The 13858-nt window shown below is 66.5% G+C and carries 12 protein-coding genes; 10 read left to right on the forward strand and 2 right to left on the reverse strand.

All coding sequences use genetic code 11. The annotated features are described in order from the left end of the window. Window positions 1-190: 190 nt before the first annotated feature. The 10 genes from ACFX4F_RS05180 to ACFX4F_RS05225 all read left to right on the forward strand — a co-directional run bounded on the left by ACFX4F_RS05180 (window position 191) and on the right by ACFX4F_RS05225 (window position 10048). Window positions 191-484, forward strand: a complete 294-nt coding sequence (locus tag ACFX4F_RS05180; RefSeq protein WP_093818171.1) for a LysM peptidoglycan-binding domain-containing protein — start codon at window positions 191-193, stop codon at window positions 482-484. A 47-nt stretch (window positions 485-531) separates the two neighbouring features. Then, a complete protein-coding gene (locus ACFX4F_RS05185) occupies window positions 532-1035 on the forward strand; it encodes a hypothetical protein (protein ID WP_099820448.1) in 504 nt (167 codons plus the stop codon). A gap of 399 nt (window positions 1036-1434) precedes the next feature. After that, a complete protein-coding gene (locus tag ACFX4F_RS05190) occupies window positions 1435-3657 on the forward strand; it encodes an NADP-dependent isocitrate dehydrogenase (RefSeq protein ID WP_099820449.1) in 2223 nt (740 codons plus the stop codon). A 327-nt stretch (window positions 3658-3984) separates the two neighbouring features. Continuing rightward, window positions 3985-4932, forward strand: a complete 948-nt coding sequence (locus ACFX4F_RS05195; protein ID WP_099820450.1) for a hypothetical protein — start codon at window positions 3985-3987, stop codon at window positions 4930-4932. Beyond that, window positions 4925-5473: an ATP/GTP-binding protein gene (locus tag ACFX4F_RS05200; protein ID WP_025878599.1), complete on the forward strand. Its 549-nt coding sequence runs from the start codon at window positions 4925-4927 to the stop codon at window positions 5471-5473. Before ACFX4F_RS05195 ends, ACFX4F_RS05200 begins: the two co-directional genes overlap by 8 nt. Then, window positions 5466-5882 carry a roadblock/LC7 domain-containing protein gene (locus ACFX4F_RS05205; RefSeq protein ID WP_099820451.1) on the forward strand — a complete coding sequence of 139 codons (417 nt, stop codon included), beginning with the start codon at window positions 5466-5468 and terminating at the stop codon, window positions 5880-5882. The genes ACFX4F_RS05200 and ACFX4F_RS05205 overlap by 8 nt, the downstream gene beginning before the upstream one ends. 52 nt (window positions 5883-5934) lie before the next feature. After that, window positions 5935-6294, forward strand: coding sequence for a hypothetical protein (locus ACFX4F_RS05210; protein ID WP_089237314.1), 360 nt, complete (start codon window positions 5935-5937; stop codon window positions 6292-6294). A 114-nt stretch (window positions 6295-6408) separates the two neighbouring features. Continuing rightward, window positions 6409-8139, forward strand: a complete 1731-nt coding sequence (aceK, locus tag ACFX4F_RS05215; RefSeq protein ID WP_380652922.1) for a bifunctional isocitrate dehydrogenase kinase/phosphatase — start codon at window positions 6409-6411, stop codon at window positions 8137-8139. A 63-nt stretch (window positions 8140-8202) separates the two neighbouring features. After that, window positions 8203-9096, forward strand: a complete 894-nt coding sequence (locus ACFX4F_RS05220; protein WP_380652925.1) for an energy transducer TonB — start codon at window positions 8203-8205, stop codon at window positions 9094-9096. Between the two features lie 76 nt (window positions 9097-9172). Next, window positions 9173-10048, forward strand: a complete 876-nt coding sequence (locus ACFX4F_RS05225) for an energy transducer TonB (RefSeq protein WP_380652928.1) — start codon at window positions 9173-9175, stop codon at window positions 10046-10048. Window positions 10049-10106: 58 nt separating this feature from the next. On the opposite strand, the gene ACFX4F_RS05230 is transcribed toward ACFX4F_RS05225, so the two are convergent. Together ACFX4F_RS05230 and rho are read right to left on the reverse strand one after the other, a co-directional pair. After that, window positions 10107-11681, reverse strand: a complete 1575-nt coding sequence (locus ACFX4F_RS05230) for a sensor domain-containing diguanylate cyclase (protein WP_099820455.1) — start codon at window positions 11679-11681, stop codon at window positions 10107-10109. A 223-nt stretch (window positions 11682-11904) separates the two neighbouring features. Continuing rightward, the gene (rho, locus tag ACFX4F_RS05235; RefSeq protein WP_099785606.1) at window positions 11905-13680 is read right to left on the reverse strand and encodes a transcription termination factor Rho; all 1776 of its coding nucleotides are present in this window, start codon (window positions 13678-13680) and stop codon (window positions 11905-11907) included. Between the last annotated feature and the right edge of the window lie 178 nt (window positions 13681-13858).

Here is a 13858-nt window from a genome sequence, read left to right on the forward strand (position 1 = left end):
GCATGGCCCGGCGCTACCGTGGGGCCGCACTGTGACGGGTAGCGCCGGGCCATGCCCGGCGAGCCCAGCAGCGGCGTTCCGCCTCGATTGTTCAGCCACCCCGGGGGCGGCTTCACATCGGCACCATCCCCATTTAACAACCTCTATGACACCGTGCCAGCCATGTAGTCATACAGACGGGAGTGTGTGGATGAGTACCGAGAAGAAAGCCGATTTCTCCGGCGTCAGTGGCAGCGTCGACAGTACCGCCCAGCAGGTCCCCAAGGCGGACTTTTCCGGCGTCAGTGCCTCGGTGGACAGTACCGCCGAGGTGGCCAGCGGTGGCACCTACACCGTGCAGAAGGGGGATTCGCTGTCGAAGATCGCCAAGCAGCACCTGGGCGATGCCAACGCCTGGAAGAAGATCTTCGAAGCCAACCGCGACGTGCTCGACGACCCGGACAAGATCTTCCCGGGCCAGACCCTGAAACTGCCGCCGAAGTAATACCGGCGATCCAATCGCCGTCCGACAATCCCTGGGAGGAACCCCGAATGATCAAGACGACCCCGCTTCAGAATGCCCTGCTGGCCGCGCTGCTGGGCAGTGTCGCCCTGGTGGGCTGCAAGAAGAAGGAAGAAACCGCAGACAACAACGCGGCTCCGGCGGCAACCACGCCGGCCGAAGCGCCCGCTCCGATGACCGGCGCGCCGCCGCCGATGGCTGCATCGGCCGTTGCTGTGTCCGCCGTCACTGTCGGCAAGTCTGCCGCTGCTGACAAGTCGGTGGCCACTGCCGCCCTGTTCGCGCCGAAGGACGATGTCATCGTCTCGGTGAAGACCGATGGCGCGGCCAACAATGTCACCGTTGGCGCCAAGCTGACCTTCCAGGATGGCCAGGTGGCCGGTGAGCAGAACGCGACCCTGAACACCAGCGGTGCAGAGACCACCAACATCACCTTCAAGAATGCCAATGGCTGGCCGGCCGGCAAGTACCGCGCCGAAGTCATGGTCGATGGTAAGGCGGCCGGAACGCCGCAGGAGTTCGAGGTCAAGTAAGTCCCGCCGACTCTCTCCCGGTTGGACTCACGATGGACGCAGCCGCGAGGCTGCGTCCTTTTTTGTTTGTGGCTTTTGCGCGAAGGCTCCATCCACGCATGGCGTGGATCTACCGGAGACCGGCACGCGGCATCTCCATCCACGCATGGCGTGGATCTACTGACGCCCGGCACGTGGTGCATCCGTCCACGCCATGCGTGGATGGATCACAGCGTTGCCTGGGCGCAGTACCGCCGCGTATGGCGCGGCTTTGCCCCGCGCGGCTGAAAACGCGACAATGCAGGGGTTTCTCCGGCGCGCGCCCACCCTGACGGCGGCGGAGGAAAGCGACACGGTTGCACGTGGCCCGGCGCTGGCGCCGGCCTTCCCCTGAGCACTGCTACAGAGTCCAAGTCCCCCATGTCCAAGATCCTCTACACGCTGACCGACGAAGCACCGTTCCTGGCCACCCAGTCGCTGCTGCCGATCGTCGACGCCTATACCTCCACCGCCGGCATCGCCGTGGAAACCCGTGACATCTCGCTGTCCGGCCGCATCCTGTCGCTGTTCCCGGAACTGCTGAGCGATGCGCAGAAGGTCAACGATGACCTGGCCGAGCTGGGCCAGCTGGCGACCACCCCCGACGCCAACATCATCAAGCTGCCGAACATCTCCGCCTCGGTGCCGCAGCTGAAGGCAGCCATCAAGGAACTGCAGGACCAGGGTTATCCGCTGCCGGATTATCCGGAAACCCCGGCTGACGACCAGCAGCGCGACTACAAGGCGCGCTACGACAAGGTCAAGGGCAGCGCGGTGAACCCGGTACTGCGCGAAGGCAACTCCGACCGGCGCGCGCCGCTGTCGGTGAAGAACTACGCCCGCAAGCATCCGCACCGCATGGGCGCCTGGGCGTCCGATTCGAAGTCGCACGTCGCGCACATGGCCGCTGGTGATTTCTACGGCAGCGAGAAGTCGGCCACGCTGGCCAACGCCGGTTCGCTGAAGATCACCTTCCACGGCAAGGACGGCAGCACCGTCGTGCTGAAGGAAAAGACCGCGGTCAAGGCCGGCGAGATCGTCGACGCCGCGGTGATGAGCCGCAAGGCACTGGCTGCTTTCATCGGCGAGCAGATTGCCGATGCCAAGGCCCAGGGCGTGCTGTTCTCGCTGCACCTGAAGGCGACCATGATGAAGGTCTCCGACCCGATCATGTTCGGCGTGGCGGTCAACGAGTTCTACAAGGACGTGCTGGCCAAGCACGCCGACGTGCTCAAGCAGGCCGGTTTCGATGCCAACAACGGCATCGGTGACCTGGCCGCGCGCCTGCCGTCGCTGCCCGAAGCCACCCGCACCGCCATCGAAGCCGACCTGGCTGCCGAGTACGCACAGCGCCCGGGCGTGGCCATGGTCAACTCGGACAAGGGCATCACCAACCTGCACGTGCCGAGCGACGTGATCGTCGACGCCTCGATGCCGGCGATGATCCGCGACTCCGGCAAGATGTGGAACGCCGAAGGCAAGCTGCAGGACACCAAGGCGGTCATTCCGGACCGCTGCTACGCCGGCGTGTACCAGGCCGTCATCGACGACTGCAAGGCCAACGGTGCCTTCAATCCGGCCACCATGGGCTCGGTGCCCAACGTCGGCCTGATGGCGCAGAAGGCTGAAGAGTACGGTTCGCACGACAAGACCTTCCAGATCGCTGCCGACGGCGTGGTCAAGGTCACCGACGACGCCGGCACCGTGGTGTTCGAACACGCCGTGGAAGCGGGCGACATCTGGCGCATGTGCCAGACCAAGGACGCGCCGATCCAGGACTGGGTCAAGCTGGCCGTCGAACGCGCCCGCCTGAGCAGCACCCCGGCCGTGTTCTGGCTGGACGCCGCCCGTGCCCACGACGCGCAGGTCATCGCCAAGGTCGAGACGTACCTGAAGGACCACGACACCAACGGCCTGGACATCCGCATCCTGCCGCCGGTGGAAGCGACCGCGTTCTCGCTGGCCCGCATCCGCAAGGGCGAGGACACCATTTCGGTGACCGGCAACGTGCTGCGCGATTACCTCACCGACCTGTTCCCGATCATGGAGCTGGGCACCAGCGCCAAGATGCTGTCGATCGTGCCGCTGATGGCCGGTGGTGGCCTGTTCGAGACCGGCGCAGGTGGTTCGGCCCCGAAGCACGTGCAGCAGTTCGTCGAAGAGGACTACCTGCGCTGGGATTCGCTGGGTGAATTCCTGGCCCTGGCCGCGTCGCTGGAGCACCTCGGCAATCGTTACGACAACGCCGCTGCGCGCGTGCTGGCCAAGGCACTGGACGAGGCCAACGGCCAGTTCCTGGACAACGACAAGTCGCCGTCGCGCAAGCTGGGTGGCATCGACAACCGCGGCAGCCACTTCTACATCGCGCTGTACTGGGCACAGGCGCTGGCTGCGCAGAACGAAGACGCTGCACTGCAGGCACGCTTCGCTCCGCTGGCCAAGGCACTGGCCGACAACGAGCAGAAGATCGTTGACGAGCTGATCGCGGTGCAGGGCAAGGCCGTGGACATCGGTGGCTACTACCGTCCGGACGTGGCCAAGGCCGCTGCCGCGATGCGTCCGAGTGCGACCTTCAATGCTGCGCTGGAGCAGCTGCGCGGCTGATCCATCGCTGTCCGGTCGTGACCTTGAAACCCGCGCTTCGGCGCGGGTTTCTTTTTTGCGGGCCGGGGTCAGATCCCTGTGCACCGCAGAGGGATCTGACCCCGCCCGTGGCGTAGGTCCACTCGGGCCCGGAACCGTGAAATCCGTCGTCTGTCGGAATGCCGTCAACACGGCATGAAACTTGCCCGCGATGGCCGTCGCAGAACGGATGCGTGCGTGTTTGCCACTGCCACCAATATGAGCAGTCGATCACGACGATGGCGGCAAGCCATGGCCTAGCCTTTGCGATGCGAGACCGCCGGGGAGGTGGTCGCACGGGGAACACGGATGGCACGCGTGCTCGTAGTGGGAACCGATATCCAGGGCGAACAGGCCCTGCTGCAACGACTGCGGTTGGCCTCGGCGCTGCCCGACGGGCAGATCCGCCGCAGCCAGGACCTGGACGACTGCGACCTGCTGGTGATCCGCGATACGCCGGCGCTGCGCAACGCGGCACTGCGCATGCGCCAGCAGCGCCCGCGGCTGCACTGCTGGATCGAAGACCTCGGTGGGCAGTTGCGCGAGGGCGATGGCGGCCAGCACGTGCTGGATGATGGCGCGATAGGACGGGCACTGCGCGGCATGCAGGCTGGTACCGAAGCGACACCGATTCGTCTCGCTGACGGCGCGCATGCGATCACTCGTCTGCTGCGCGAGCGGCTGCCCTTGCGGCAGGGCCAGGCGCTGTTGGGCGAGGGCGCAGAGCCGTTGCTGCTGCTGGATCTGGAACAGGACCAGGCGGTGCTGCTGCACGAGCCGGCCACGGTGCTGGTGGAGCGGCTGGCACAGGGCTTCGAGCAGCTGTATCTGGATGCGCTGCAGCCGGCGCAGTTGCAGGCGCTGGCCGGGGATCGCACGCGACTGCCGCTGCGTCCGCTGCTGTGGCAATGGGCGCAGCGCAGCCGCCACTGGCAGGCGTTGGATGAGCGCCTGCGCGGCGCCTCGGTGAAGCTGCTGCGCTGGCCGGATTTCCGCGTGCTCGGCCACGATCACGATGGCTTCCGTCTGTGTTCGCTGCTGCTCAAGCGTGCCTGCACGGTGGACGAATGCGCGATGCTGCTGGATCTTCCCGCCGCCGCCGTACGCGATTTCATCCACGCCGCCTACCTGTGCGGTTATGCACAGCTGCAGGTTGCGCCTGCCGCACCGCTGGCGGGCGCACGTGCCAGCACTGCCGACACCGGCCTGCTCGCACGCCTGTGGCGCACGCTGCGCGGGAGTGACCGCGATGCGTGAGCACAAGGTGGTGGTGCTCGGTGGCATGGGCAGCGGCAAATCGACCTTGGTACGCAGCATCGCCGCTGGGGCGGTGGTCGATACCGATGTAGCCAACAGCGACCGCGCGGGGGCGGACAAGGCGTCGACCACGGTGGCGCTGGACTACGCCGATATCGACCTGCCCAACGGTGAGAGGCTGCGCCTGTATGGCACGCCCGGCCAGCAGCGCTTTGATTTCCTGTGGCCGATCCTGCTGCAGGGCGCACGCGGTGCCGTGCTGCTGCTGGATGCGCGCCGGGCCGGGGTGGCCGCTGAACTGGACGCCTACCTGCAGGTGCTGCGCCCGTTCGGTCCGGCTTTGGCCCTGGTGGTGGCGGTGACCCATCTTGACCAAGTGCCGGCAGCGGCACTGGATGACTGGGCCGAGCGCGCCCGTCTCGATGGCCAGCCGCTGCCGTTGCTGGCGGTGGACGCCCGTGATCGCGAACAAGGACTGCTGCTGATGGACGTACTGATGAGCGAAATGGAAGCGCATGCACTGGTGGCCGCACATGGCTGATGGACAAGGCGCGCCGTTGCCCGACGCCCACCAGCGTGAGCGCCTGCAGCCGTTGCTGCAGGACCTGCAGCAGCGGGTGGAAGGGGTTCGGACCGTGGTGCTGGCCAGCGTTGATGGCTTTGCCCTGGTCAGCGCCGGTGCGGAAGGGCGCGGCGAGCGACTGGCGGCGATGACCAGCGCGATGCTGGCCCTGGCCGCGGCGGTGGGGCGCGAGCTGGCACTGGGCGATCTGCAGACGCTGATGCTGGAGGCCGCCGGCGGCAAGGTGCTGATGCTGGCCATCCAGGCCGAAGGGCGGGCACCGCTGCTGCTGATGGCGGCCTGCGACCAGCGCAGCGTGATCGGCCAGGTGCTGTGGCAGAGCAGGGAATGTGGCCAGGCGATCCTGGCCGAACTCAGCGGATCGTGAGCCCGGCCGCAGGGGAACGAGGGGCTCGAACCAACATTGAGAGGGGTGCAACGTGGCTGGATTGAATGATTCGTTGACTGCACTGATGGGTATCGATGGCGCGCAGGCCGTGGCGCTGGTCGACTACGAGAGCGGCATGCTGCTGGGCGAAGCCGGTTCGGGCATGGACATGGAAGTGGCTGCGGCCGGCAATACCGAAGTGATCCGCGCGAAGATGAAAACCGCCGCCTCGCTGAACCTCAACGATGGCATCGAGGACATCCTGATCTCGCTCGGCAAGGCGTACCACATCATGCGCCCGGTGGCGAAGAAGAAGGGCCTGTTCTTCTACATCGTGCTGGACCGGGCCAAGTCCAACCTCGCCCTGGCGCGGCGCAAGGTGCAGGACGTGGAGGCCGAACTGGCGATCTGAGCCGGGCGCATGGCGGTGGGGCCGAAGGCTGCCGCAGGAGCAGCGGCCTTCGGCTCTACACAAGCCACCCCACGCCAGCGTATGGTGGCATCGGTTCTCCGTCGTGAGCCGTACATGCCGCCCGCTGTCATTTCCGCCGAACTTGCACCGCGCATCGCTGATGCCATCCGTGATGGCTTCGAGGACTACCATGCGCGATTCGCCGCGATCTCGGCGCGTGCCCGCGTGCGTTTCCAGCAGCGTGACTGGGCGGCGGCACGTCATGATGCGGTAGAGCGCATTGCCCTGTACGACCAGTGCATCGCCGAGCAGATGGATGCGCTGCGTCGGCTGGCCGGTGACGCCATCAGCGAACGCGCGCTGTGGCTGCAGGTGCACGCGCGCTACAGCACCCTGCTGCAGGGCCTGATCGATGCCGAGCTGTACAAGACCTTCTACAACACCCTGTCGCGACGCCTGTTCGCCATCCGCGGCGTGGACCCGGACGTGGAGTTCATCGCCTTCGATGTCGAGCCCTCCGATGCAATCACTCATCCGGTGGCGCGGCATACCTATGCCGTTTCGCCGACGCGGCCGGTGGAGGCGCTGCAGCGGGTGCTGGGCGACTACCGCTTCGACGTTCCGTATGCGCACCAGCTGCGCTGTGCTGCCGCCATCGCCGTGCGCCTGCAGGACGATCTGGCGCACTGGGGTGACACGCCGGTGCGCAGCATCGAACTGCTCGATACCGTGTTCTACCGCGAGCGTCGCGCCTATCTGGTCGGACGCGTGTTCGGCGAACACCGTTTCTCGCCGTGCGTGATCGCGCTGGTCAACGACGATCAGGGTCTGCGCGCCGATGCCGTGCTGACCCGGCGCCGCGATGTCGCCCATCTGTTCGGTGTGTCGCGCAGCTATTTCCAGGCCGACTTGGCCACCGTTGGCGATGCGGTGGTGTTCCTGCGCAGCCTGTTGCCGGGCAAGCCGATCGACGAAATCTACACCGTGCTCGGACGTGCCAAGCAGGGCAAGACCGAGCGCTACCGGACGTTCTTCCGCCACTTCAATGAACACCCGAACGAGCGCCTGGCGCATGCCGAAGGCACGCCGGGCATGGTGATGGCGGTATTCACCCTGCCCAGCTACCCGCTGGTGTTCAAGCTGATCCGCGACCGCTTCGCCTGGCCCAAGGCGATGTCGCGGCAGCAGGTGGAGGAAAAGTACGCCCTGGTGTTCAACCTTGATCGCGTCGGCCGCCTGCTCGACGCACAACCCTACCGTCATCTGCGTTTCCCGCGCGGACGCTTTGCCCCTGCGTTGCTGGACGAACTGTTGCAGCAGTGCGCGCAGAGCGTGCGCGTGGATGGAGACGAGGTGGAGATCGCGTTGTGCTACGTGCAGCGCCGCTTCCGGCCACTGAACCTCTACCTGCGCGAGCAGGCCGGCGAGGCCGTGCGCGCAGCCGTACTCGACTACGCGCAGGCGATCACCGACATGGCGCGCAACAACATCTTCCCCGGTGACATGCTGCCGAAGAACTTCGGCGTGTCGCGCCACGGCCGCGCCGTGTTCTATGACTACGACGAGTTGTGCCTGGTCAGCGACTGCGTATTCCGCGCCTGGCCCACGCCAGGCTCACCGGAAGAAGCGATGGCCGATGAGCCCTGGTTTCATGTCGGTCCACGCGATGTGTTCCCTGAGCGGTTCGGGCCGTTCATGGGCTTGCCGGCGCAGGAGCTGGCAGCGGTGCGCGAGCACTACCGGCACCTGTTCGATCCCGCCTGGTGGCAGGGGCTGCAGGCGCGCTTTGCGGACGGTGATTATCCGGACACGCCACCCTATTCGGCTGCGCAGCGGTTGGCGTGATCGGCTGTGCCGATGGCGCGGAACTCCGGTAATCTCGGCACTTTCATCACCAAGGATCGGGCCATGATGCGTTCTCCCCTGTTTCTCGCCTTCGCGCTTGCGATCGGCACGGCGGGCTCCCTGCTCAGCACCGATGCCGCAGCGCAGAGCACGCGCGCGGTGCGTGCCACCGCCGAAGCCAGCATGGTCTTGACCGGCAACATCGATGTCGCCGCAGATGGCGCGGTCTCCGGCCTGGTGCTCGACCAGCGGGCATCGATCACGCCTGCCATCGCTGCGTTCGTGGACGGCACGATCCGCAAGTGGCAGTTCGAACCCACCCTGGTGGACGGCAGGCCCGTGGCAAAACATGCGCCGTTGCGCGTGCGTCTGCTGGGCCGGCCCGGGGCCGACGGCAACACGGAAGTGCGCATGACCAGCGTGGACTTCAGCGAATATGACGACAAGGCCACCGACGCGGTGACTGCCGAGCAGATGCGGCCTCCGCGCTATCCGGAAGCGGCTTTCCGCGTCGGCGCACAGGGCGAGGTGATGCTGCTGGTCAAGGTCGAGCGCGGCGGTGCGGTTGCCGATGTCGTCGCCGAACAGGTGAACATGGGCGTGGTCGCACCCGAACACGTAATGAAGAAGATGCGCGACATGCTGGCCAAGGCCAGCATCAGCGAGGCCCGCAAGTGGACGTTCACGCCGCCGACCTCCGGTGAGGACAAAGGCCTGGCGTTCTGGACCGTGCGCGTGCCGGTCACCTTCGCGCTGAGCGAGACGGGCAGCAGGCAACCGCCCAGCCCCTACGGGCGCTGGCAGGCCTACATCCCCGGCCCGCGCCAGCAGGCCCCGTGGCGCACCACCGGGGATGCCGCGCAGGTCGGCAGTGACCTGTTGCCGGCCGGCGGCGTGTACATGGTCGACGGCGCCACCCGCGGGCTGCGTCTGTTGACCCCGCTTGCCGAGCAGTGATGTCGGCCAACCGACCCCAGGTTGCATAGGCCCGGGCGTCAGACTTCATCGTTTTCATGCACAAGGAGTGGCTGTGATGCGTTCTTCTCTTTTCCTGGCGTTGGCCCTTGCCGTGGGTGGCGGTGCCGCCCTGGTCGATACCGCCGCTGCGCAGACCGCGCGCGAGGTACGCAAGCAGGCCGAGGCCAGCATGACCCTCAGCGGCGTCATCGACATCGGCCGCGAAGGCCAGGTTGAAATGTTCCAGCTCGACCGTCGCGAAAAAGTCGATGCGGGTATTGCCGGCTTCGTGGACAACGCCGTGCAGGGCTGGCGTTTCGAACCGGTGCTGGTCGATGGCAAGCCCGTACAGGCACGCACTGCGGTGCGCCTGCGGCTGATCGCCGACAACCCGGACGAAGGCAGCATGCGTGTGCGCCTGGTCGATGCCAATTTCAGCAAAGCAGGTGGCGAGCGTGAGGTCAGCACCGACAAGGTGACCAGCAACGGACTGCGCGCGCCGGAGTACCCACCGATGGCGGTGACGATGCAGGGCGAGGGCACGGTCATGCTGCTGGTCAAGGTCGGCCGTGATGGCAGGGTGGCTGATGTGATCGCCGAGCAGACCAATCTGACCGTGATTGGCACCGCGCGCGCGATGAACCAGCTACGCGATATCCTGGCCAAGGCCAGCGTCAGGAATGCGAAACGTTGGACGTTCACCCCACCCACCACTGGCGAGGCGAAGGATCGCGACTTCTGGACCGTGCGCGTACCGGTGCGCTACGCCTTCGAGGATTCGCGCGAGCGCTACGGCCGCTGGGCCGCCTACATCCCCGGCCCGCGCCAGCGCGCACCGTGGAAGACCGGCGAGGACGCCCTGGTCGCCGGAACCGATCTGCTGCCCGAAGGCGGTGTGTACATGGTCGGACGCGCGCAGGAAGGCCCGCGCCTGCTCACCCCGCTGGGCTGATGCGTCATTGCGGGATGCCCCGGACCGGTCCCGGCGCATCCCGCTTCAATCGATGTGCTCAATCGGCGTGCGGGTACACCACGACCCGGTTGCGGCCCTGCTCCTTGGCCAGGTACAGGGCCTTGTCGGCCAGGCGCAGTGCCTGTTCCGGATCGGTGTGGAAACTGGGGAAGTGGGCCACGCCCAGCGACACGGTGATGGTGCCCACCGGGGCGAAGGGCTCGTCGGCGATGGCCTGGCGCAGGCGCTCGCCGGTCTGCCGGGCCGCTTCGATGCCAACGCCCGGCAGCAGTACCAGGAACTCCTCGCCACCGGCGCGGCACAGCACGTCGGTCTCGCGCGAATGGCGGCGCATCTGTTCGGCGATATGCACGATGGCCGCATCACCGATGTCGTGACCGTGGCTGTCGTTGATCGACTTGAAGCGGTCGATATCCAGCGTCAGGATCGCAAACGGCAGGCCCTGCGCCTGCAGCGCGTCGAGCGCCTGCTGCAGCCCGCGTCGGTTGAGCAGGCCGGTCAGCGGATCGGTGCGGCTGGCGCGGTTGAGCGTGCCGATCCGGTCCTGCAGCGCATTGAAGCTGTACAGCACGGCCTGTTTCAGCTGCGCCACTTCGAAGTACCACGCGCGGATGCCATTGACATGGCTGATCGCGTTGCCGGTGTCTTCGCCATCCTGCACGTTGCGCGCCAGCTGCCACAGCGGCAGCGAAATGCGGCGGGCGAACCACCAGGTGATCAGCAGCGACAGCACGCCCAGCGGAATGGCATTCCAGATCACCGCCGACATCAGGCGTGACAGCGGCTGCAGCGTCGCCTCGGTCGGGCGCTGCGCGACGATGCCCCAGCCGGTCGCCGCGACGGGCGCGTAACCGGCCAGCATCGCCACCTGGTGGTTGTTGCGCACCTGCTGCGCACCGCGCTGGCCGCGCATCACCTCTTTCACCGCCGGGTTGTTTAACGCGTAGGTACCCACTTCCTTGGGATTGATGTGGTAGATCAGGCGGCCATGGCGATCCACCACGTACAGGTAGGAACCATCGCGGTAGTAGTGCGTACCCAGCAGGGTGTTGAGGGCGCTGCGCTGGCGCAGGTACAGGGTGCCGCTGACATAACCGCGGTACTGGCCGCTGCGGTCGAACACCGGGTGCGAGATCGAGATCAGCAGCTTGCCGGTGGCCGACTGGTAGGGGTCGCTGATCATCGGCTCGCGCCGCTCGAGCGCCGCCTTGCTGCCGGCGCTGCGCAGGATCTCGCCCTGCAGCTGCAGGCTCTGCGGCGAGGTCGCGATCACCCGCCCGTCGCTGGCCACCACCAGCGAAGAATTGAAGCTGCTGGACTGCAGCTGCAGGCGACTGGCCTCATCCTGGGCCTGCGCAGGATCCATGTCGCTGTTGCCAAGCCGGGTGGCGGCATAGGCCAGCTGCTGCTGCGCCGCCAGCAGGAAATTCTGCGTGGTCTCGGCCAGCTTGGTGGCATACACACGGTTGGCTTCCAGGGTGTTTCCCACCAGCTGGTCGCGCTGCACGCGATAGCTGGCAAGCAGCGTATTGGCCAGGGCGATGACGGCGCTGAGCAGGGCCAGGGCAAGGATCAGCTTGCCCAGGTTGAGCCGGGGGGACAGTGTGCGCATGCGGTTGAAGGATCGGGCAGGGCTGGACCCGCCGGATCCTCCGGATGGGGCAACAGCGGGAATCGGCGGCCCGGCCAGCACGGTCGGGGCGGAGAGTCAGGCATTTGTGGCGCAGATTATCGCCAAAACACCGGGCTGCGAAGTGAAGCCGGCTGTCCTGCCGCCGCCCAACAAAAAAGCCCCGCATCGCGGGGCTTTTCCGTATTCCATCAATGCCGCGCGATCAGCGCTTCATCGAACCGAAGAACTCGTCGTTGGACTTGGTGTTCTTCATCTTGTCCAGCAGGAATTCCATCGCCGTCATTTCATCCATCGGATGCAGCAGCTTGCGCAGGATCCAGATCTTCTGCAGCAGCTCCGGTTCGATCAGCAGGTCTTCGCGACGGGTGCCGGAACGGTTGATGTCGATGGCCGGGAACACGCGCTTTTCAGCGATACGACGGCTCAGGTGCACTTCGCTGTTGCCGGTGCCCTTGAACTCCTCGTAGATCACCTCGTCCATCTTCGAGCCGGTATCGACCAGCGCGGTGGCGATGATGGTCAGGCTGCCGCCTTCTTCCACGTTGCGCGCGGCACCGAAGAAGCGCTTGGGGCGATGCAGGGCGTTGGCGTCCACACCACCGGTCAGCACCTTGCCCGAGCTCGGCACGACGTTGTTGTAGGCACGCGCCAGGCGGGTGATCGAGTCGAGCAGGATCACCACGTCCTTCTTGTGCTCGACCAAGCGCTTGGCGCGCTCGATGACCATTTCGGCCACCTGCACGTGGCGCGCGGCCGGCTCGTCGAAGGTCGAGCTGATGACCTCGCCGCGCACGGTGCGCTGCATTTCGGTCACTTCTTCCGGGCGCTCGTCGATCAGCAGCACGATCAGGTGCACGTCCGGATGGTTGGTGGTGATGGCCGTGGCGACCTGCTGCATCATCATCGTCTTGCCGGCCTTCGGCTGGGAAACGATGAGCGAACGCTGGCCCTTGCCCTGCGGTGCCATCAGGTCGAGGATGCGACCGGTGATGTCTTCCGAGGAACCGTTGCCGCGCTCCAGGGTGAAGCGGCGACGCGGGAACAGGGGAGTCAGGTTCTCGAACAGCACCTTGTTCTTCGACGCTTCCAGCGGCTCACCGTTGATGGTGTCCACGATCGACAGCGCGAAGTAGCGCTCGCCGTCCTTCGGGAAGCGGATGCGGCCGGACAGGTGGTCGCCGGTACGCAGGTTGAAGCGGCGGATCTGGCTGGGCGAAATGTAGGTGTCGTCCGGGCCGGCCAGGTAGCTGGCCTCGGCCGCGCGCAGGAAGCCGAAACCGTCCGGCAGGATTTCCAGCACGCCGTCGGCGGCAACGCCGTCGCCGTGGCGGGTCAGCACCTTCAGCAGCGCGAAGATCACGTCCTGCTTGCGGGCACGGGCCACACCTTCGGAAATCTGCAGCTGCTCGGCGATCTCCAGCAGCTTCTGGGCCGGCATGCGCTTGAGGTCGCTCAGCGAATAGACCGGGAAGCCTTCAGGCACGTTGGCGTGCGGACGCGGCACGAACGGCTGCTGTTCGCCGTTGTCGTTGGGCATGCCGTCGTCGCGGAAGCGACCGCCGTTGCCGCCACCGCCGCCGCCGCCATTGCGATCACGGTCGCGGCGGTTGCGGAAACGGTCACGGCGATTGCCCTGGCCCTGCTGGCCCTGCTGGCCGCCCTGGTTGTAGGGGTTCTGGTTCTGGCCGCCGCCCTGGTTGTTCTGCTGCGACTGCCGCGGCTGGCCGGATTCGCGGCCCTCGCCACCTTCGCCGCCGCCACTGCTGGCAGGGGCCTCGGCGGCGGGTGCGCTCGGCGCGGAAGGCGCTGCGGCCGGTGCCGGCGCTTCGGGCGCGGCTGCCAGCGGCAGGGCAGGCTGCGCCGGAGCGGCGCTGGTTTCGGCGGCGGCCGGAGCGGCAGCCTTGGTTACGCGGGCTTTGCGCACGCGCTTTTCGGCGGGCGCATCTGCGCTACCGGTTTCGGGAGTGTTATCGGACAAGAGCGTTATTCCTCGCTTGAAGGTGCGAGCGCCCGGCTGGGGCGGCGAACATTGGGAATGGGTCTGGAAGAAACTGCGTCCAGAAGATGCGGCACGCGAACGCGGCCGGATGTGCCGACACTATCATCGGCCCGCGGCGCCACGCAAGGGTCGCCGGATACGGTATTCAGTCAGGCGC

Source organism: Stenotrophomonas sp. YIM B13575, assembly GCF_042787595.1.
Classification (GTDB): domain Bacteria; phylum Pseudomonadota; class Gammaproteobacteria; order Xanthomonadales; family Xanthomonadaceae; genus Stenotrophomonas; species Stenotrophomonas lactitubi_B.

Bases quoted from the DNA above. Each gene is read 5' to 3' on its own strand.
- ACFX4F_RS05180 (WP_093818171.1), top strand. From the start codon at position 191: ATGAGTACCGAGAAGAAAGCCGATTTCTCCGGCGTCAGTGGCAGCGTC.
- ACFX4F_RS05185 (WP_099820448.1), top strand. From the start codon at position 532: ATGATCAAGACGACCCCGCTTCAGAATGCCCTGCTGGCCGCGCTGCTG.
- ACFX4F_RS05190 (WP_099820449.1), top strand. From the start codon at position 1,435: ATGTCCAAGATCCTCTACACGCTGACCGACGAAGCACCGTTCCTGGCC.
- ACFX4F_RS05195 (WP_099820450.1), top strand. From the start codon at position 3,985: ATGGCACGCGTGCTCGTAGTGGGAACCGATATCCAGGGCGAACAGGCC.
- ACFX4F_RS05200 (WP_025878599.1), top strand. From the start codon at position 4,925: ATGCGTGAGCACAAGGTGGTGGTGCTCGGTGGCATGGGCAGCGGCAAA.
- ACFX4F_RS05205 (WP_099820451.1), top strand. From the start codon at position 5,466: ATGGCTGATGGACAAGGCGCGCCGTTGCCCGACGCCCACCAGCGTGAG.
- aceK (WP_380652922.1), top strand. From the start codon at position 6,409: ATGCCGCCCGCTGTCATTTCCGCCGAACTTGCACCGCGCATCGCTGAT.
- ACFX4F_RS05220 (WP_380652925.1), top strand. From the start codon at position 8,203: ATGATGCGTTCTCCCCTGTTTCTCGCCTTCGCGCTTGCGATCGGCACG.
- ACFX4F_RS05225 (WP_380652928.1), top strand. From the start codon at position 9,173: ATGCGTTCTTCTCTTTTCCTGGCGTTGGCCCTTGCCGTGGGTGGCGGT.
- ACFX4F_RS05230 (WP_099820455.1), bottom strand. From the start codon at position 11,681: ATGCGCACACTGTCCCCCCGGCTCAACCTGGGCAAGCTGATCCTTGCC.